At 67.7% G+C, this 18733-nt stretch carries 16 protein-coding genes and 1 tRNA gene; 7 read left to right on the top strand and 10 right to left on the bottom strand.

Features of this window, described 5'->3' with window-relative positions:
• Nucleotides 1–333: 333 nt before the first annotated feature.
• A complete protein-coding gene (locus JHN45_RS19030) occupies nt 334–1314 on the bottom strand; it encodes a hypothetical protein (RefSeq protein WP_200709447.1) in 981 nt (326 codons plus the stop codon).
• Between the two features lie 140 nt (nt 1315–1454).
• On the opposite strand from JHN45_RS19030, the gene JHN45_RS19035 reads away from it, so the two are divergent.
• A complete protein-coding gene (locus JHN45_RS19035; RefSeq protein ID WP_201049800.1) occupies nt 1455–1679 on the top strand; it encodes a hypothetical protein in 225 nt (74 codons plus the stop codon).
• Between the two features lie 267 nt (nt 1680–1946).
• Here the strand turns inward: JHN45_RS19035 and JHN45_RS19040 are convergent.
• The 9 genes from JHN45_RS19040 to dnaA all read right to left on the bottom strand — a co-directional run bounded on the left by JHN45_RS19040 (nt 1947) and on the right by dnaA (nt 14763).
• Nucleotides 1947–2023 (bottom strand) — tRNA-Ile (locus JHN45_RS19040).
• A gap of 136 nt (nt 2024–2159) precedes the next feature.
• Nucleotides 2160–2969 (bottom strand): DUF3566 domain-containing protein, encoded by an 810-nt coding sequence (locus JHN45_RS19045; protein WP_201049801.1) that lies wholly within the window; start codon nt 2967–2969, stop codon nt 2160–2162.
• A gap of 18 nt (nt 2970–2987) precedes the next feature.
• Nucleotides 2988–5579, bottom strand: a complete 2592-nt coding sequence (gene gyrA / locus JHN45_RS19050; RefSeq protein WP_201049802.1) for a DNA gyrase subunit A — start codon at nt 5577–5579, stop codon at nt 2988–2990.
• A 42-nt stretch (nt 5580–5621) separates the two neighbouring features.
• A complete protein-coding gene (gyrB, locus tag JHN45_RS19055) occupies nt 5622–7682 on the bottom strand; it encodes a DNA topoisomerase (ATP-hydrolyzing) subunit B (protein WP_200716695.1) in 2061 nt (686 codons plus the stop codon).
• A gap of 353 nt (nt 7683–8035) precedes the next feature.
• Nucleotides 8036–8572, bottom strand: a complete 537-nt coding sequence (locus JHN45_RS19060; protein ID WP_200716696.1) for a DUF721 domain-containing protein — start codon at nt 8570–8572, stop codon at nt 8036–8038.
• On the bottom strand, nt 8569–9690 hold the full coding sequence (gene recF, locus JHN45_RS19065; protein WP_201049803.1) for a DNA replication/repair protein RecF: 1122 nt from the start codon (nt 9688–9690) through the stop codon (nt 8569–8571). The genes JHN45_RS19060 and recF overlap by 4 nt, the downstream gene beginning before the upstream one ends.
• A gap of 62 nt (nt 9691–9752) precedes the next feature.
• Entirely contained in the window at nt 9753–10628 is an 876-nt protein-coding gene (gene gnd / locus JHN45_RS19070) for a phosphogluconate dehydrogenase (NAD(+)-dependent, decarboxylating) (RefSeq protein ID WP_201049804.1), read from the bottom strand.
• Nucleotides 10629–10778: 150 nt separating this feature from the next.
• Nucleotides 10779–11909 (bottom strand): DNA polymerase III subunit beta, encoded by a 1131-nt coding sequence (dnaN, locus tag JHN45_RS19075; protein WP_200717773.1) that lies wholly within the window; start codon nt 11907–11909, stop codon nt 10779–10781.
• A gap of 916 nt (nt 11910–12825) precedes the next feature.
• Nucleotides 12826–14763: a chromosomal replication initiator protein DnaA gene (gene dnaA / locus JHN45_RS19080; RefSeq protein WP_201049805.1), complete on the bottom strand. Its 1938-nt coding sequence runs from the start codon at nt 14761–14763 to the stop codon at nt 12826–12828.
• Nucleotides 14764–15162: 399 nt separating this feature from the next.
• Between dnaA and rpmH the strand changes: the two genes are divergently transcribed.
• The 6 genes from rpmH to rsmG all read left to right on the top strand — a co-directional run bounded on the left by rpmH (nt 15163) and on the right by rsmG (nt 18722).
• Nucleotides 15163–15300, top strand: a complete 138-nt coding sequence (gene rpmH, locus JHN45_RS19085; RefSeq protein ID WP_006381191.1) for a 50S ribosomal protein L34 — start codon at nt 15163–15165, stop codon at nt 15298–15300.
• Between the two features lie 21 nt (nt 15301–15321).
• Nucleotides 15322–15693 carry a ribonuclease P protein component gene (gene rnpA / locus JHN45_RS19090; RefSeq protein WP_201049806.1) on the top strand — a complete coding sequence of 124 codons (372 nt, stop codon included), beginning with the start codon at nt 15322–15324 and terminating at the stop codon, nt 15691–15693.
• Nucleotides 15690–16043, top strand: a complete 354-nt coding sequence (gene yidD, locus JHN45_RS19095) for a membrane protein insertion efficiency factor YidD (protein WP_201049807.1) — start codon at nt 15690–15692, stop codon at nt 16041–16043. Before rnpA ends, yidD begins: the two co-directional genes overlap by 4 nt.
• A gap of 3 nt (nt 16044–16046) precedes the next feature.
• Nucleotides 16047–17339, top strand: coding sequence for a membrane protein insertase YidC (yidC, locus tag JHN45_RS19100; protein WP_201049808.1), 1293 nt, complete (start codon nt 16047–16049; stop codon nt 17337–17339).
• Nucleotides 17340–17354: 15 nt separating this feature from the next.
• Nucleotides 17355–17870 (top strand): R3H domain-containing nucleic acid-binding protein, encoded by a 516-nt coding sequence (locus tag JHN45_RS19105; protein ID WP_200716169.1) that lies wholly within the window; start codon nt 17355–17357, stop codon nt 17868–17870.
• Between the two features lie 135 nt (nt 17871–18005).
• Nucleotides 18006–18722 carry a 16S rRNA (guanine(527)-N(7))-methyltransferase RsmG gene (gene rsmG / locus JHN45_RS19110; RefSeq protein ID WP_200716170.1) on the top strand — a complete coding sequence of 239 codons (717 nt, stop codon included), beginning with the start codon at nt 18006–18008 and terminating at the stop codon, nt 18720–18722.
• Nucleotides 18723–18733: the final 11 nt, after the last annotated feature.

Genomic DNA, 18733 nt, shown 5'->3' on the forward strand with positions numbered 1-18733 from the left:
GCCACCCCCGATCCCCCGTCGGGGGTGGCCCTCAATGGCGGAGCCGCGTGATATGCGTCCGCTGGCTCCGCAAGTGCTCGCCGAAAGGCTGAGCGCGACCGCCCCGTCCTCCGTAACGGAGGGCGGGGCGGTTTACTGCGTTGTAGCGTCCCCCGCCGAATCAAGCGGCGGGGGACGCCCTTCCGGCCGGGGACCTCCCGAGTACCCCTGCCGGGCTTGTCTGGGGCTATGCGTCAGGCGGACGGAATGAACGGGTCCGCCTCCCCTACCTGCACTGTACTCACAGTACGGACTGATCTACAGCTTGTAGACGGTCGCGTGCGTGAAAGCTCCTTATCCTGCCCCGTCGCCGGAGTGGAATCGCCCGTACCAGGCCATCACCTGGTAAGTGGTGTCGAAGGAGAGGGTCTCGCGGATGGCCGCGAGTTCCTTGTCGACAGCGCGCCGGCTGAGCCCGATGCGGGGGCCGACCTGTTGTTGGGAGTAGCCGGCATCGAGGTCGCGGAGGATGCGCCGCTGACGCTCAGTGAGTGGTTGGTCGTTGGCGGCAAGGGCGAGATCCTGCCACCTGGTGGCGTGGTCCCAGAACAAGTCGAACGCAGCATGCACCCAGGCCACTGCGGCTCTGTCGAACAGGTGCCAGCCACTGTTGTTCTCGGCTCGCTCTATGACGTGGTTGTCCACGAACGCGTGCTGCCGGTCGATGATCACCAGGCGTGGCCCGGGGAGAGCTGAGGCACGTACTTCGGCGCCGTCCGCGATCATCTCAGCGACATAGTCCCGGGTCTGGTCGTGTTCGTGGGCGCTTCGGTGGTAGATCGACCGGACCTGGACGCCTCGCCGTAGCGCGGAGCGGGTGCGCTCGACGCCCAGGCGGAGGATGGCAGGGTCGCGGTCGGCCGGCTCTCCGGGCTGGATGGAACAGAACTCGGTCCTGGCGCCTCCGCCGATCTCACCGAGGCGGGCGTTCATCTGGGCTGCGGTACCGAGAAATTCAGATCCGGGACCGCCGTAGAAGCGGTGGGGGTCGAAGTGCTCGGCGAGGCGCTCCAGGGCAGGGATTTGGGAGACGCGTTGGACCAGGTGCTCCAGTTCACCGAGGACGGCCGTTGTGAGGCCGTGTACGGCCGCTGTGGGGTCGTTCGGGATGTATCCGCCGGGGGCGTAGGGGTCGCGGTCGACGAGACGGAGGGCGAGAAGCCTGTCGGGGGCGTAATCAGGTGGAAGCGGGTGACCCTCGGCGATCTGTCTGTAGGCGTCGAAGTCGTGTTCTGTGAGCGGCAGTTCGTCGTCCGGAGTGTCCAAGTCGCTCACGTTCGCCCCCTGTTACGCGTGTGGAATTCCGCATGTGCAGTTTTCCGCACGGCCTGCCGCTTGGACCACCTGGATTGGCCATGTAACTCTGACGGTTCAGAACCAACACTCGCAACCATGTTCGAACAGAGGGGTGTCGAATGACCCGAGTCCGCCTTGTGGTCGCCTCCGCCCTGCTGGCTCTGGCCGCGGTGGCCGCTCCGGCAGCGGCAAGCGCGCTTGAGTCCGGGAGCACGATCCAGAGTCAGGACATCGGGTGGGGCGCCGCCGCAACGTCGACGACCGCAGAGTCGGCGACTGAACCGACCGCGACGGAGACGTCAGCGTCCACGGACACGCCCCTCGCAGACATCGGCTGGGGCTGACCGCTCCGCCGCCGCAGACTCCGGCCGAGTGCTCGGGAGGCCTCAGCCGGAAAGAGGGACGCCCCCTGCCGCTTGAATCGGCAGGGGGCGTCTCGTCGAAAACAGTAGAGGCCGCACGACCGGTTTGGCATCACTCGGTAGATGCAGGTTCCTGCTGTCGGGTCCCGACCACAAGTTACGGGAGAGTAGCGGGATACCAAGATCCACAAATGTAGACGGCCGGTAGATCGAAGTGATCTACCGGCCGTCTGACCAGGCATCATGCCTTGGTGGGGCTAACAGGATTTGAACCTGTGGCCTCATCCTTATCAGGGATGCGCTCTAACCAACTGAGCTATAGCCCCGCCGCGCTCTGCGGAGTATGTCCCGCGCGCTGACTCCTGAAGATTAGCGCACGACATGGGCAGTCCCAAAATCGATAGTCACAGGACCGCCGACGGAGGTTTCAACCCCCGTACACCCGCGTTCTCGTCCGACTTCTCACTCGTCCTCGGCGAGCGTCAGCTCGATGCCTCCGACGAAGCCGGCGGAGAGGTTGTAGATGAACGCGCCGAGGGTCGCGAGGGCCGTGGCGAGGACGACGTCGATGACCGCGATGATCCCCGAGAAGGTCAGGACGTGCGGGAGGGACAGGAAGGACTGCAGGTCGAAGCCGTTCGACTCGTTCGAGCCGGTCGCCTCCGAGATCGTGCCGCCGACCGTCGAGAAGACCCCCATCGCGTCCATGACCATCCACAGCACCGCGGACGCCACGACCGTGCAGATGCCCAGCGCGATGGAGAGCAGGAAGCTGACCTTCATCACCGACCACGGGTCGGCCTTGGCCACCCGCAGTCGCGCCTTGCGGGTGCGGGGCGCGGTGCGCGCGCCCGTACGCGGACGCCGTACGGCACCGCTCTGGGCGGCGGCGGGCGCCTGCGTGGGATAGGCCTGCGGCGGGTGGTACGGCCCGGCCGCCTGCTGCGACTGACGCTCACCGGGCAGCGGCGAACCCGGCAGCGGGGACGCCGTCGGCGGCGCGGCCGGTGCGGCAGGCCGGGGCGCCTGCTGCCCCTGGGCCGGAGCCTTGGCGCCCGCCCCGGCCGACTGCTGCTGCTGGGTGCCCGGACCTCGGGTGTCCGTCACAGTTCCCCCCTGGGATCCATGTGCGTCGGGCGCGTGCGAGTCGGCCTTCTTCACGTCGATCGCACGCAGTTGGGTCGTGTGCGGATCTGTCGCGTTCGCGGCGGAGCCACGGCCGCCGCCGTCCGTGTCCGTACCGGTCGATCCGGCGCCCGTGGCTCCGCTCACGATGACTCTCTCCTCGTGCTACTCGACCGAGGGTGCGTCACCCTCGTCCGTGCCGGTGGTCGCGACACCCTCGGCGGTCTCGTCGACGGCTTCGTCGCCGGCGACTTCCTCCGCCTCGGATCCCGCCTCGGCGTTACGAGCGATACCGACGACGGCATCGCGCTTGCCCAGGTTGATCAGTTGGACGCCCATGGTGTCACGGCCCGTCTCCCTGACCTCGTTGACTCGCGTACGAATCACACCGCCGGACAGCGTGATGGCGAGGATCTCGTCGGTCTCCTCGACCACCAGCGCGCCGACGAGAGAACCGCGGTCCTCGACGATCTTGGCGGCCTTGATACCCAGGCCGCCGCGACCCTGGACGCGGTACTCGTCGACGGCGGTCCGCTTCGCGTACCCGCCGTCTGTGGCAGTGAACACGAACGTACCGGGTCGAACAACATTCATCGAGAGAAGCTGGTCGCCCTCGCGGAAACTCATGCCCTTGACACCGGAGGTGGCACGCCCCATGGGGCGCAGGGCGTCGTCGGTCGCCGTGAACCTGATCGACTGTGCCTTCTTGCTGATCAGCAGCAGATCGTCCTCGGACGAGACGAGTTCGGCGCCGATCAGTTCGTCGTCGGAACCGTCCTCCGTCTCGCGGAGATTGATCGCGATGACACCGCCGGAACGGGGCGAATCGTAATCCTTCAGAGGCGTCTTCTTCACCAAGCCGCCCTTGGTCGCGAGGACCAGGTAGGGCGCCGCCTCGTAGTCGCGGATCGCGAGGATCTCCGCGATCGCCTCGTCCGGCTGGAAGGCGAGCAGGTTCGCGACGTGCTGTCCGCGCGCGTCGCGGCCGGCGTCCGGGAGTTCGTACGCCTTCGCGCGGTAGACGCGGCCCTTGTTGGTGAAGAACAGCAGCCAGTGGTGGGTCGTCGACACGAAGAAGTGGTCGACGATGTCGTCTTCCTTGAGCTTCGTGCCGCGTACGCCCTTGCCGCCGCGCTTCTGGGAGCGGTAGTCGTCCGCCTTGGTGCGCTTGACGTAGCCGCCGCGCGAGATGGTGACGACGATGTCCTCTTCGGCGATGAGGTCCTCGATGGACATGTCGCCGTCGAAGGGCACCAGCATCGTCTTGCGGTCGTCGCCGAACTTCTCGACGATCGCGGCGAGTTCCTCGCTGACGATGCCGCGCTGGCGGACCGGGGAGGCGAGGATCGCGTTGTACTCGGTGATCTTCGCCTGGAGTTCGTCGTGCTCCTGGATGATCTTCTGGCGCTCCAGGGCGGCCAGTCGGCGGAGCTGCATCTCCAGGATGGCGTTCGCCTGGATCTCGTCGATCTCCAGGAGGCCCATCAGGCCCGTGCGCGCGATCTCCACGGTGTCGCTGCGCCGGATCAGCGCGATGACCTCGTCGATGGCGTCCAGGGCCTTCAGGAGGCCGCGCAGGATGTGCGCCCGCTCCTCGGCCTTGCGCAGCCGGAACTTCGTCCGGCGGACGATGACCTCGATCTGGTGCGCCACCCAGTGCCGGATGAACGCGTCCAGGGAGAGGGTCCTCGGCACGCCGTCGACCAGGGCCAGCATGTTGGCGCTGAAGTTCGACTGCAGATCGGTGTGCTTGTAGAGGTTGTTCAGTACGACCTTGGCGACCGCGTCCCTCTTGAGGACGATGACCAGGCGCTGGCCGGTACGGGACGACGTCTCGTCGCGGACGTCCGCGATGCCGCCGACCTTGCCGTCCTTCACCAGGTCGGCGATCTTCTGCGCGAGGTTGTCGGGGTTGGTCTGGTACGGCAGCTCCGTGACCACCAGGCACTGGCGGTTCTGGATCTCCTCGACCTCGACGACCGCCCGCATGGTGATCGAGCCACGGCCGGTGCGGTACGCCTCCTCGATGCCCTTGCGGCCGACGACGAGCGCGCCGGTCGGGAAGTCGGGGCCCTTGATGCGCTCGATCAGCGCGTCGAGCAGCTCCTCGTGGGAGGCCTCGGGGTTCTCCAGGCACCACTGGGCGCCCGCCGCGACCTCACGGAGGTTGTGCGGCGGGATGTTGGTGGCCATGCCGACCGCGATGCCCGCCGAGCCGTTGATCAGCAGGTTCGGGAAGCGGGCCGGCAGGACGGTCGGCTCCTGGGAGCGGCCGTCGTAGTTGTCCGTGAAGTCGACGGTCTCCTCGTCGATGTCACGGACCATCTCCATGGACAGCGGCGCCAGCTTGCACTCGGTGTAGCGCATGGCGGCGGCGGGGTCGTTGCCCGGGGAGCCGAAGTTGCCGTTGGAGTCCACCAGCGGCATCCGCATCGACCACGGCTGCGCGAGGCGGACCAGCGCGTCGTAGATCGAGGAGTCGCCGTGCGGGTGGTAGTTGCCCATGACGTCGCCGACGACACGGGCGCACTTGTAGAAGCCCTTCTCGGGCCGGTAGCCGCCGTCGTACATGGCGTACAGGACGCGGCGGTGGACGGGCTTGAGGCCGTCCCGGACGTCGGGCAGGGCTCGCGACACGATGACGGACATCGCGTAGTCGAGATACGAACGCTGCATCTCCGTCTCGAGCCCTACGGGCTCGACGCGCTGGGCGATGACGCCCTCTTCAGGCGTGCTGGGAGTGTTCTCGTCGGCCATTGCTGGTGGGGATCCTTCCTGGTGCGGTCAGCTGAGACCGACTCAGATGTCGAGGAAGCGGACGTCCTTGGCGTTGCGCTGGATGAACTGGCGGCGCGCCTCGACGTCCTCGCCCATGAGGACCGAGAACAGGTCGTCGGCCTGCGCGGCGTCGTCCAGGGTGACCTGGCCGAGGACGCGGTGCTCCTGGTCCATCGTGGTGATGCGCAGCTCCTCGGCGTTCATCTCGCCGAGACCCTTGAAGCGCTGGATCGAGTCTTCCTTGATGCGCTTGCCGTTCTGCCGGCCCAGCTCGATCAGGGCGTCGCGCTCGCGGTCCGAGTACGCGTACTCGAAGTCGTCACGGCCCCACTTGATCTTGTAGAGCGGGGGGCGCGACAGGAACACGTGCCCGGCCTCGACCAGCGGCCGCATGAAGCGGAACAGGAAGGTCAGCAGCAGGGTGGAGATGTGCTGTCCGTCGACGTCGGCGTCCGCCATCAGGATGATCTTGTGATAGCGGAGCCTGGCGATGTCGAAGTCCTCGTGGACCCCGGTGCCGAAGGCGGAGATCAGTGCCTGGATCTCCTGGTTCTGCAGGATCTTGTCGATCCTGGCCTTCTCGACGTTGAGGATCTTTCCGCGGATCGGGAGGATCGCCTGGTACTGCGGGTTCCGGCCGGACTTGGCCGAGCCGCCGGCGGAGTCGCCCTCGACGATGAAGATCTCGCACTTGGTGGGGTCGTTCGACTGGCAGTCGGACAGCTTGCCCGGCAGGGACGCCGTCTCCAGGAGACCCTTGCGACGGGTGAGGTCGCGGGCCTTGCGGGCCGCCACGCGCGCGGTGGCCGCCTGGATGCCCTTGCGGATGATGTCCGACGCTTCGTTCGGGTTGCGGTCCAGCCAGTCGTTCAGGTGCTCGTAGACCGCCTTCTGTACGAAGGTCTTCGCCTCGGTGTTGCCGAGCTTGGTCTTCGTCTGGCCCTCGAACTGCGGCTCGGCCAGCTTCACCGAGATGATCGCGGTCAGACCCTCGCGGATGTCGTCGCCCGTGAGGTTGTCGTCCTTCTCGCGGAGCAGCTTCTTGTCGCGCGCGTACTTGTTGATCAGTGACGTCAGCGCGGCCCGGAAGCCCTCTTCGTGCGTGCCGCCCTCATGCGTGTGGATGATGTTGGCGAAGGAGTACACACCCTCGCTGTAACCACTGTTCCACTGCATCGCGACCTCGAGGGAGAGGCTCTTCTCCTTGTCCTCCGCCTCCAGGTCGATGACGGTCGGGTGCACCACGTCCCCCTTGCGGGAGTTGAGGTACGTCACGTAGTCGACGATGCCGCCCTCGTAGTGGTACGTGACGGTCTTGACCTCGTCCTTCTCGTCCGCACCCGCCTCGTCGGCACCGGCCGTGGCCTTGGCCACCTCGCGCTCGTCAGTGAGTTTGATCGTCAAACCCTTGTTGAGGAACGCCATCTCCTGGAAGCGCCGCGACAGCGTCTCGAAGGAGTACTCGGTGGTCTCGAAGATGTCCGGGTCGGCCCAGAAGGTGACCGTGGTCCCGGTCTCGGACGTGGCCTCGTGCTGTGCGAGCGGGGCCGTGGGGACGCCCAGCTTGTAGTCCTGGGTCCAGCGGTAGCCGTCGGTCCTGACCTCTACGGCGACCCTGCTGGACAGCGCGTTCACTACGGAGACGCCCACGCCGTGCAGACCGCCGGAGACCGCGTAGCCGCCGCCCCCGAACTTGCCGCCCGCGTGCAGCACGGTCAGCACGACCTCGACGGCGGGCTTGCCCTCGGACGGGACGATGCCCACCGGGATGCCGCGGCCGTTGTCGATGACGCGCACGCCGCCGTCGTGAAGGATCGTGACGTCGATCGTGTCCGCGTGGCCGGCCAGCGCCTCGTCGACGGAGTTGTCGACGACCTCCTGCACCAGGTGGTGCAGGCCTCGTTCACCGGTCGAGCCGATGTACATACCGGGTCGCTTGCGGACCGCGTCCAGCCCTTCGAGGACGGTGATCGCGCTGGCGTCGTACGAGCCGGTGACCTCGCCGTTCGAGGAGTGAGCCTCGCCGTCGGCGCCGGCGTCGGTGGACGGGATGTTCTCGTTGGGGTTGCCGGAATCGGCCACGAAGCGCCCTTTCTGGCACAGCACAAGCCAGGCTCCCGGCGGTTGGCCGGAGCGGCTGCGGCGTGTTGCGTTGGTAAGCCTTAGTCAGCGTTGCTCGGTGTGTGTCCCACAAGTGGGGCGGGATTGCTTCCAGTCTACCGGTAGCGCCGACATGGATGGGGGTTTGCCGGTACCTGAGTCCGCATGTGCCGCCCTCAACCGGTCTCTCCCGACTCCCCATATGCGGAACGGGGCTCAAAGAGGCTTACAGCGGCACTCAGCGCTTCCGGGTATGAACCCTTTGCTACTCCTGGGTCAGGTCGCTGTTCGCAACCGCGTCGGGTCGCCCGCCGACGCCCGCGCTGTGATGTCAGTCACCCATAGGTGTCGCCGGGACCCGTGCTGCCGGGAGCCCGCAGCGGGCCGTAGCGGCGGGGCGGTCCACCGGGGTTGAGCACCTTGATCATCCGTACGGTGCCGTGCCCCAGATCCTCGTTGAGCCTGGCCACGAGGGTGGGCGTGAGGTGCCTCAGCTGGGTCGCCCAGGCCGTGGAGTCGCACTGCACGACCAGCACCCGCTCGTCCTCGTCGTACCGCTCCGGCACGCAGTGCTTGGCCAGGTCCTCGCCGACGATCTGCGGCCAGCGGCCCATCACACCGCCCACCGCGGCCGGTGTCTCCCAGCCGCGTTCGTTCAGCAGCCGGTTGATGGCAGCGCCGAGTGCCATGGGGTCGCGGCCGTCGGCGCGCGCGCCGGAGCGCAGGCCCCCGCGCCGCGCCTGCTTCTTCTGCTGCGCCGCGTCCCCACGCGCGCGTGCCTGTTCCTTCGCGGCGCGCAGCGCCACGCGCGCGAGGTCGACTCCGGAGGGCTCGGCGGCCTTCGGGGGTACAGGTTCGTCCTCGGTGCTCATACGCGCTCCACCGCCCCCTCCGCCACGCTGTACCGCGTCCCCGCCAGCACATGTGGTACGTCGTCGTCGACCGCCGCCGTCACCAGCACCTGCTCGCCGGGGGCCACCAGTTCGGCCAGCCGCTCCCGGCGGCGCGTGTCCAGCTCGGCGAACACGTCGTCGAGCACGAGCACCGGCTCATTGCCCTCGGCCCGCAGCAGGTCGTACGACGCGAGCCGCAACGCCAGCGCGTACGACCAGGACTCCCCGTGCGAGGCGTATCCCTTGGCCGGCAACTGACCGAGTTTGAGAATCAAATCGTCCCGATGGGGTCCTACGAGGGTGACGCCCCGCTCGATCTCCTGCTTGCGCGCCTCCGCGACCGCCGCCATCAGCTGCTCGTAGAGATCCTCGCGGGTGTGCGCCTCACCGGGCGCCGACGGCTTGTACTCCAGGGCCACGGGGCCACCGCCGGGCGCCAGTTGCTCGTACGCCTTGTCGGCGAGGGGCTGCACCGCGGCGATCAGATCGAGCCGCTGGGCGAGCAACTCGGCGCCCACGCGCGCGAGATGCTGGTCCCACACGTCGAGCGTGGACAGGTCCATCGAGCGCCCGCCATGACGACGGGCCACCGCGGCCGACTTCAGCAGGGTGTTGCGCTGCTTGAGCACCCGCTCGTAGTCGGACCGCACACCGGCCATCCGCGGCGACCGCGCGGTGATCAGCTCGTCCAGAAAACGCCGCCGCTCCCCGGGATCCCCCTTCACCAGGGCGAGATCCTCGGGCGCGAACAGCACGGTCCGTACGATGCCCAGCACGTCCCGGGGCCTGACCTGCGAGGACCGGTTGATGCGGGCCCGGTTGGCGCGGCCCGGGTTCAGCTCCAGCTCGACCAGTTGCTGCCGCTCGCCCTGTCGGACCTGCGCGCGGATGATCGCGCGGTCGGCGCCGACCCGGACCAGCGGGGCGTCGGAGGAGACGCGGTGGCTGCCCAGGGTGGCGAGATAGCCGATCGCCTCGACGAGGTTGGTCTTGCCCTGGCCGTTGGGGCCCACGAACGCGGTGACACCGGGGTCGAGCGGGACGTCGACCCCGGCGTACGAGCGGAAGTCGGCCAGCGACAGATGCGTGACGTGCATGGTCGTTCGCCGACCTCCCCCAGGTTGTGGATCCACGGGCCCGGGGCCTGTGGATCTGTGGATTACTTGGTCTCGACGGCGTGGCCGCCGAACTGGTTGCGCAGGGCCGCGACCATCTTCATCTGCGGCGAGTCCTCCTGGCGGGAGGCGAACCGCGCGAAGAGGGAAGCGGTGATCGCGGGCAGCGGCACGGCGTTGTCGATGGCCGCCTCGACGGTCCAGCGGCCCTCGCCGGAGTCCTCCGCGTAGCCCTTGAGCTTGTCCAAGTGCTCATCGTCGTCGAGGGCGTTGACGGCGAGGTCGAGCAGCCAGGAACGGATGACCGTTCCCTCCTGCCAGGACCGGAAGACCTCGCGGACGTCGGTGACGGAGTGGACCTTCTCCAGGAGCTCCCAGCCCTCGGCGTAGGCCTGCATCATGGCGTACTCGATGCCGTTGTGGACCATCTTGGAGAAGTGCCCGGCGCCGACCTTGCCGGCGTGCACGAACCCGAACTCACCCTCGGGCTTCAGGGCGTCGAAGACCGGCTGCACCTTCGCGATGTCCTCGGGCTCGCCGCCGACCATCAGGGCGTAGCCGTTCGTCAGGCCCCACACACCACCCGAGACGCCCGCGTCCACGAAGCCGATGCCCTTGGCACCCAGCTCCTCGGCGTGCTTCTCGTCGTCCGTCCAGCGCGAGTTGCCGCCGTCCACGACGACGTCACCGGGCTCCAGGAGCTCGCCCAGCTCGTCGACGGTCGACTGGGTGGCGGCACCGGCCGGGACCATCACCCACACGACGCGGGGGCCCCTGAGCCTGTCCACAAGCTCTCCCAGGCTGTGGACATCGGCGAGGTCCGGGTTGCGGTCGTATCCGATGACGGTGTGGCCTGCGCGGCGGATGCGCTCGCGCATGTTGCCGCCCATCTTGCCGAGGCCGACGAGACCGAGCTCCATCAGTTGTTCCTTAGGGTGCGACGTGGCATGAAGGCACTTGCGTACCTGTGTCCGAGCCTAAACCCGGACGGTCATGCACACCTGTGGGCATACGCGCTCAGAAGTACCGGGCGGTATGCCCCGACCTGCGGTGTTCTCGTCGGGTACGGATCAGCCGCTCAGGCGCACCGGCATGATCAGGTACTTGTAGGCCTCGTCCGCCTCGGCGTCCAGAGCGGGCCTGCCGCTGAGCAGCGCGGGCTTCGTGGAGGTCGTGAAGGACAGCTGGGCCACCGGGGAGTCGATGGCGCTCAGACCGTCCAGCAGGAACGTCGGGTTGAAGGCGATCGACACGTCGTCGCCCTCCAGCTGGGCGTCGACACGCTCCACAGCCTGTGCGTCGTCGCTGGAACCGGCCTCCAGGATCAGCACGCCCTGCTCGAAGCTCAGCCGCACCGGCGTGTTGCGCTCGGCGACCAGGGCCACGCGCTTGACGGCCTCCACGAAGGGGGCGGTCTCGATCACGGCGATGGAGTTGAACTCCGTCGGGAAGAGCGAGCGGTACTTCGGGAGGTCGCCCTCCAGGAGGCGGGTCGTCGTACGACGGCCGGCGCCCTCGAAGCCGATGAGGCCCTCGCCCGCGCCCGAGCCGGACAGCGCCAGGATCACGCTGTCGCCGCTCGTGAGGGCCTTGGCGGTGTCCAGGAGCGTCTTGGCGGGCACCAGGGCGACCGCGGACGCCTCGGGGTTCTCCGGCTTCCACAGGAACTCGCGGACCGCGAAGCGGTAGCGGTCGGTGGACGCCAGCGTCACCGTGTCGCCCTCGATCTCGATGCGCACACCGGTGAGGACGGGCAGCGTGTCGTCGCGCCCGGCGGCGATGGCCACCTGGGCGGCGGCCGAGGCGAACACCTCACCGGGGACGGTGCCGGTCGCGCCCGGCATCTGCGGCAGCGCCGGGTACTCCTCCACAGGGAGTGTGTGCAGCGTGAAGCGCGAGGAGCCGCAGACCACCGTCGCCCGTACACCGTCTGTGGAAATCTCCACCGGCCGGTTGGGGAGGGCGCGGCAGATGTCGGCGAGCAGCCGACCGGAGACGAGGACGGTGCCCTCCTCCTCGACCTCCGCGTCGACCGACACGCGCGCGGAGACCTCGTAGTCGAAGCTGGACAGGCTCAGCTGTCCTTCCTCGGACTTCAGCAGGAGGCCGGCGAGGACCGGCGCCGGCGGACGGGCCGGGAGGCTGCGTGCCGCCCAGGCAACTGCCTCCGCGAGTACGTCGCGTTCCACCCGGATCTTCACTGTTGCCGCCTCCTGCTGTTGCCGGCGCTTCTCGGCCTGCCTGGCTTCGTCGTCTGTCTCGGTGTCATCGGTCCCTGTGAGGGGAAGGACAACCGGGGAACAGTCTGACGCACAGCACTGACAGTAGGTGCCTCTCGGGGTCAAGTCGTGACGAGGGGCGGTCGGGCGACGAAGCGAGAGTTGTGCACAGGCCCCGCTTCGAAACGGTTTCCCAGCTCTCTCTAGTTGCTAGTAGTAGTAGGGGCTGTGGATACCGTGGATAACCCCGTTTTCCCAGCTCAGAGCGGGAATTTTGTCCACCGGTCCTGTGGGTGACGGCGGTGGACAACCTCGGGTTTCTGTGGAGAACGGAAAGTTCTGCACACCCCATGCACAGCCGAGGGCCACTTCTCCCCAGCGCCGTCCCCAGCTTTACCCACCTTTCCCACAGCCCAACCCGGCACCTTCGTGTGACGCCTTTCACTCGACACGGTGAGGTGGCGCGTCGCGTTGCCGAACAGTGGACAGCGGTGTGGAGAAGCTGGGGATCGCTGGGGACAACCGGCCCCAGCCTGTGGGTTGTCGGTGGACAACTCCGTCCACATCCTGTGGATCACGGATTTGTCCACAGCCTGTGGAGATCTTTTGTCCACGAATCCACAAGCACCTGACCTGGACTGATGGTCTCTCACCCGCGAGGCCTGTGGACACGTTCTGGACAACTTCGCAGTCCCCAGGATGTGGACGGAAGAAAGTCACCAAATCTGTGGAGGGCGGCCGTAACCCGGCAGGTATTCGAACAGCGGGTGGGCCACCCACAGGTGTGGACAGACTCCCGACGCCCCTCCAGGACCGCGTCGGACGCGCCTCCCGGCATGACGAAGGGCGCCCAGGGAATCTCTCCCGGGGCGCCCTCGGCGTCGTAACTGCGCTGCTGTCAGCCGTTCTTGATGCGGTTGGTCAGCTCGGTGACCTGGTTGTAGATCGACCGTCGCTCGGCCATCAACGCCCGGATCTTCCGGTCGGCGTGCATGACGGTCGTGTGGTCCCGCCCGCCGAACTGCGCGCCGATCTTCGGCAGGGAGAGGTCGGTCAGTTCGCGGCACACGTACATGGCGATCTGCCGGGCCGTGACCAGCTGGCGCCCGCGCGAACTGCCGCACAGGTCCTCGACCGTGATCCCGAAGTAGTCGGCGGTCGCTCCCATGATCGCCGACGCGGTGATCTCCGGGGTCGAGTCCTCGCCGCCCGGGATGAGGTCCTTGAGGACGATCTCGGTGAGACCGAGGTCCACCGGCTGCCGGTTGAGCGACGCGAACGCCGTCACCCGGATCAGCGCCCCCTCCAGCTCGCGGATGTTGCGCGAGATGCGGGAGGCGATGAACTCCAGCACCTCCGGTGGGGCGTTGAGCTGCTCCTGCACCGCCTTCTTACGAAGGATGGCGATACGGGTCTCCAGCTCGGGCGGCTGGACGTCGGTGGTCAGGCCCCACTCGAAACGGTTCCGCAGCCGGTCCTCCAGCGTCACCAGCTGCCTGGGCGGCCGGTCGGAGGACAGCACGATCTGCTTGTTGGCGTTGTGGAGCGTGTTGAACGTGTGGAAGAACTCCTCCTGCGTCGACTCCTTGTCCGCGAGGAACTGGATGTCGTCGACAAGAAGGATGTCCATCTCCCGGTACCGCTTGCGGAAGCTGTCGCCCTTGCCGTCACGGATGGAGTTGATGAACTCGTTGGTGAACTCCTCCGAGCTGACGTACCGCACGCGCGTGCCGGGGTACAGGCTCCGCGCGTAGTGCCCGATCGCGTGCAGCAGGTGCGTCTTGCCGAGCCCCGACTCCCCATAGATGAAAAGGGGGTTGTACGCCTTCGCGGGCGCCTCGGCGACGGCGACCGCGGCTGCGTGCGCGAAGCGGTTCGAGGCACCGATCACGAACGTGTCGAAGAGGTACTTCGGGTTCAGTCGCGCGGTCGGCTCACCCGGGCCGGCCGCCGGCGCGGGCTTCGAGCCCAGCGGTCCTGTCGACCCCGGACCGCCGCGGTGCAGATGACCGGAGTTCGACGACGAGCGCGAGTCGGACAGATCGCGTCGCGCGTCGCGCTGGTTGTACTCCGCGCGGGACTTCTCGTACTCGGCCCGCGACTGCTCGTACTCCGCGCGCTGCTGCTCGTACGACGGACGCTCCATCGACTGCGGGCGGTACTCCTGCCCCGGCGGGGCGTACTGGTCCTGCTGCGGCTTGTAGGAGTCCTGGGGCGGTGCCCCGTACTGGTCCGAGGACGGCGAGCCGTACTGGTCCTGCGACGGCGGTGCGTACTGGTCCGGGGACGGTGACGCGTACGGATCCCGCTCGGGGAAGCCGAGCCGCTGCTGCTGCCAGCCGTAGTCGTCCTGCGACGGCCGCGGCCAGGCGCCGGGCTCGGGCCGCTGGTACTCCGACGGGTAGGCGGGGCGGGCGGTGGGCAGCTGGTCGCCGGGGCCGCCCGGGAGCGGTTCGGCGCGATGACGGCCGTAGCCGCCCTCGTACGGGTCCCGGTTCTGCTCGGGTTCCTCGTAGCGGCGGGGCGGGGCGGGGGGTGCCGGCGGGCCCGCGGGCTCGCCGGCGGAGTCGTCGACGGTGATCGCGATACGGATCGGCCGGCCGCACTCGCGGCTCAGGGTCTCGCTGACGATCGGCGCGAGGCGGCCCTCGAGCACGCCCTTCGCAAATTCGTTCGGTACGGCGAGCAAGGCGGTGTCTGCGACGAGTGCCAGGGGCTGGCAGCGCCGGATCCAGTGCTCGTCCTTGGTCTCGACACCCTGCCCACGCCCCTCACCGAGAAGTTGCTCCAGCACTCGTGGCCACACTGCGGCAAGATCGGCAGGTACGTCAGCCACAGGGCACGCTCTCTCACGGGTCCCACGAACGTGTGGTTCGCGGACGGGACGGGATGTAAATCGGGTGGGACGCAGGGGAAAAAGGCGTCGGGGCAGGGGACAAAGGAACGAATCAGAGTCCAGCCACGGTAGTCAGGGCGACGGGTGCGGTTCAAGTTGTTGTCCCCAGCCTGTGGATAGTGTCTCGCTGTGACCGCTGGTTTGACCGGATGGCGTAGCCCCGCGTACCGTGACCAGGTCGAGTTGTCGATGGCTGCTGCCGCCTGCCTCCGATGGGCACAGATCGCATGTGGGTGATCGGTCAGCGGTGCACTCGGGCGTTACTGCGAGCTACTCGTGGGCGCACGGTGACAGCCAGGACGGCACCCGCAACCACCGATTTATTTCTGGAGCCCCCTCGTGAGCAAGCGCACCTTCCAGCCGAACAACCGTCGTCGGGCCAAGACCCACGGCTTCCGCCTGCGGATGCGTACCCGTGCCGGTCGCGCGATTCTCGCGAACCGTCGTGGCAAGGGTCGCGCAAGCCTGTCCGCCTGATCCCGATCAGGTCATGACGTCGTGCTGCCTACCGAGCATCGGCTGAGGCGGCGCGAAGACTTCGCGACCGCGGTACGACGGGGTCGCCGGGCCGGCCGCCCGCTTCTCGTCGTCCACTTTCGTAGCAGTGCCACGGACCCGCACGCGCCAGGGGAGAGCGCTCCCCCGACGCGTGCGGGTTTCGTCGTCAGCAAGGCAGTGGGCGGCGCCGTGGTGCGCAACAAAGTGAAGCGCAGACTTCGCCATCTGATGCGTGAGCGAGTCGCTCTGTTTCCCCCCGGTAGCCTGGTAGTCGTACGAGCGCTGCCCGGAGCGGGCGACGCCGACCATGCACAGCTGGCCCAAGACCTGGATGCCGCCGTTCAGCGGCTGCTGGGAGGGGGCGCGCGATGAAGTACCCACTACTGGCACTGATCAAGCTGTACCAGTGGACGATCAGTCCACTCCTGGGTCCGGTGTGCAAGTACTACCCGTCGTGCTCCCACTACGGCTATACGGCCATCGACCGGCACGGCGCGATCAAGGGCACCGCGCTCACGGCCTGGCGCATCCTGCGGTGCAACCCGTGGTCGCTCGGCGGTGTGGACCATGTCCCGCCGCGCAAGCGACCCAGGTGGCACGAGATGCTGCGAGGCGCACGGCGCGCAGAAAAGGGCGGGACCTCCGCCGCCGAAACGGCCACTGAAGGGCTGAGTCCTTCGAGCCCGGCCGCAGAGACACCGTCCCATGCCCAAGGAGCATGATTAGTGGACACGATTGCCAGTCTTTTCAGCTTCATCACGACACCCGTTTCCTGGGTCATCGTCCAGTTCCACTCGGTGTACGGGAAGGTCTTCGGTCCCGACACGGGCTGGGCCTGGGGCCTGTCCATCGTGTCCCTGGTGATCCTGATCCGCATCTGCCTGATCCCGCTCTTCGTGAAGCAGATCAAGGCGACCCGGGCCATGCAGACCCTGCAGCCCGAGATGAAGAAGATCCAGGAACGCTACAAGAACGACAAGCAGCGTCAGTCCGAAGAGATGATGAAGCTGTACAAGGAGTCGGGTACCAACCCGCTCTCCTCGTGCCTTCCCATCCTGGCGCAGTCCCCGTTCTTCTTCGCCCTGTACCACGTGCTCAACGGCATCGCGACGGGCAAGACGATCGGCGTCATCAACGACTCGCTGCTCGCCAGCGCGCGTAACGCGCACATCTTCGGCGCCCCGCTCGCCGCGAAGTTCACGGACGGCAGCAGCAAGGTCGCGGCCCTCGGTGCGACGCTGACCGACGTCCGGGTCGTCACCGCGATCATGATCGTGATGATGTCGGCGTCGCAGTTCTACACGCAGCGCCAGCTGATGACGAAGAACGTCGACACCACGGTGAAGACCCCGTTCATGCAGCAGCAGAAGATGCTGATGTACGTCTTCCCGGTCATGTTCGCCATCTTCGGCATCAACTTCCCCGTCGGTGTCCTCGTCTACTGGCTGACCACCAACGTGTGGACCATGGGCCAGCAGATGTACGTCATCCGCAACAACCCGACCCCGGGTTCCAAGGCCCAGGCCGCCTACCTGGAGCGCCTGACCAAGCACGTCACGCACCACGAGAAGACCCGCAGCCGGGGCGAGAAGGCCATCGTCAAGGCGATCGTCTCCAAGGGCCGTGACCGCAACGAGTTCGAGCGCAAGTTCATCAACAGCCTCACCAAGGTGGGCCTCGTGGCCCAGGCCGACGGGACTGTGGTGAAGGGCGAGGCCGCGGTGGAGTCCGAGGACGGTACGCCCACCACGGCCGCTCCCCGGCGCCAGCAGCCCAAGCGGCAGACCAAGTCCCAGCGCCAGTCCACCGCCGCGAAGTCGGCCGACGACAGTGCCGACAACACGGCCGACGACGCCGAGCCGAAGACCTCGCTGAGCAAGTCGGACGAGCCCGAGGACGCCAAGCCCGCCGCCGCTGCCAAGAAGGCCGCCCCGAAGCCCGCAGGCGGCACCCGCAGCAAGGCCCAGTCCGGACAGCGCAAGGGTCCGCAGCGGCCCAAGTCCCCGTCCAAGAAGTAAGAAGGAGTCCATCCCGTGACGGAAGGCACCACCACCTCCGCCGCCGCCGAGGGTGCAGACACCCTGTCCCGCCTGGAGCAGGAGGGCGAGATCGCGGCGGACTACCTCGAGGGTCTGCTGGACATCGCCGATCTCGACGGCGACATCGACATGGATGTCGAGGCCGACCGCGCCGCTGTCTCGATCATCAGCGACAGCAGCGGCCGCGATCTCCAGAAGCTCGTCGGCCGTGACGGTGAGGTGCTGGAAGCACTCCAGGAGCTCACCCGCCTCGCCGTGCACCGGGAGACCGGGGACCGCAGCCGGCTGATGCTGGACATCGCCGGCTACCGCGCCAAGAAGCGCACCGAGCTCTCCGAGCTGGGCGCCAAGACGGCGGCCGACGTGAAGAACACCGGCGAGCCGGTGAAGCTGAACCCGATGACCCCGTTCGAGCGCAAGGTCGTGCACGACGCCGTCAAGGCCGCGGGACTGCGCAGCGAGTCGGAGGGCGAGGAGCCGCAGCGCTTCGTCGTCGTGCTTCCCGCCTGATCGGTCCCCTTGTTCCACCGGCCCCGTCTGTTGAGCAGACGGGGCCGAATTTTGTCAGCCTGATAGTCCTGTAGTTCTGGTGGTCCTGATGGTCAGCGCCCCATGCGCTCTTGCGGTACGGAAGGACGGTCCCCCGTGACGGAGGCAGCGGAGCTTCCCCCTGCGCCCGAGGAGGCGCGCGAGGTGTTCGGCGATCGCTTCGAGGATGCGGTCCGATACGCCGAGCTGCTCGCCGACGCGGGCGTGCAGCGTGGTCTCATCGGCCCACGCGAGGTGCCCCGCCTGTGGGAACGGCACATCCTGAACTGTGCGGTGCTCTCGGAGGTCGTGCCGGAGAGCGTGACGGTCTGCGACGTCGGTTCGGGCGCCGGCCTGCCGGGCATTCCCCTGGCGCTGGTCCGGGAGGATCTGAAGATCACGCTGCTGGAGCCCTTGCTCCGGCGGACCAACTTCCTCGCCGAGGTCGTCGAGTTGCTGGGCCTGGACCATGTGACCGTTGTGCGCGGTCGGGCCGAGGAGGTCATGGGCAAGCTGCAGCCCGTCCATGTGGTGACGGCACGGGCCGTGGCACCGCTGGACCGGCTGGCCACCTGGGGCATCCCGTTGCTGCGTCCCTATGGAGAGATGCTCGCCCTCAAGGGCGACACCGCCGAGGAAGAACTCAAGGCGGCGGCAACGGCCCTGAGCAAGCTCGGTGCCGTGGAGACGTCCATCCTTCATGTGGGCGAGGGGATCGTGGATCCGCTCTCCACCGTCGTGCGTGTCGAGGTGGGGGAGAGTCCTGGTGGCGTTCGCTTCGCCGCCAAACGTGCGAAGGCAGCGCGTACCGGACGGACCCGCCGCCGTCGCTGATCCGTCCTGAC

Origin of the sequence: Streptomyces sp. MBT53 (genome assembly GCF_016654115.1) — a bacterium.
Classification (GTDB): Bacteria; Actinomycetota; Actinomycetes; order Streptomycetales; family Streptomycetaceae; genus Streptomyces.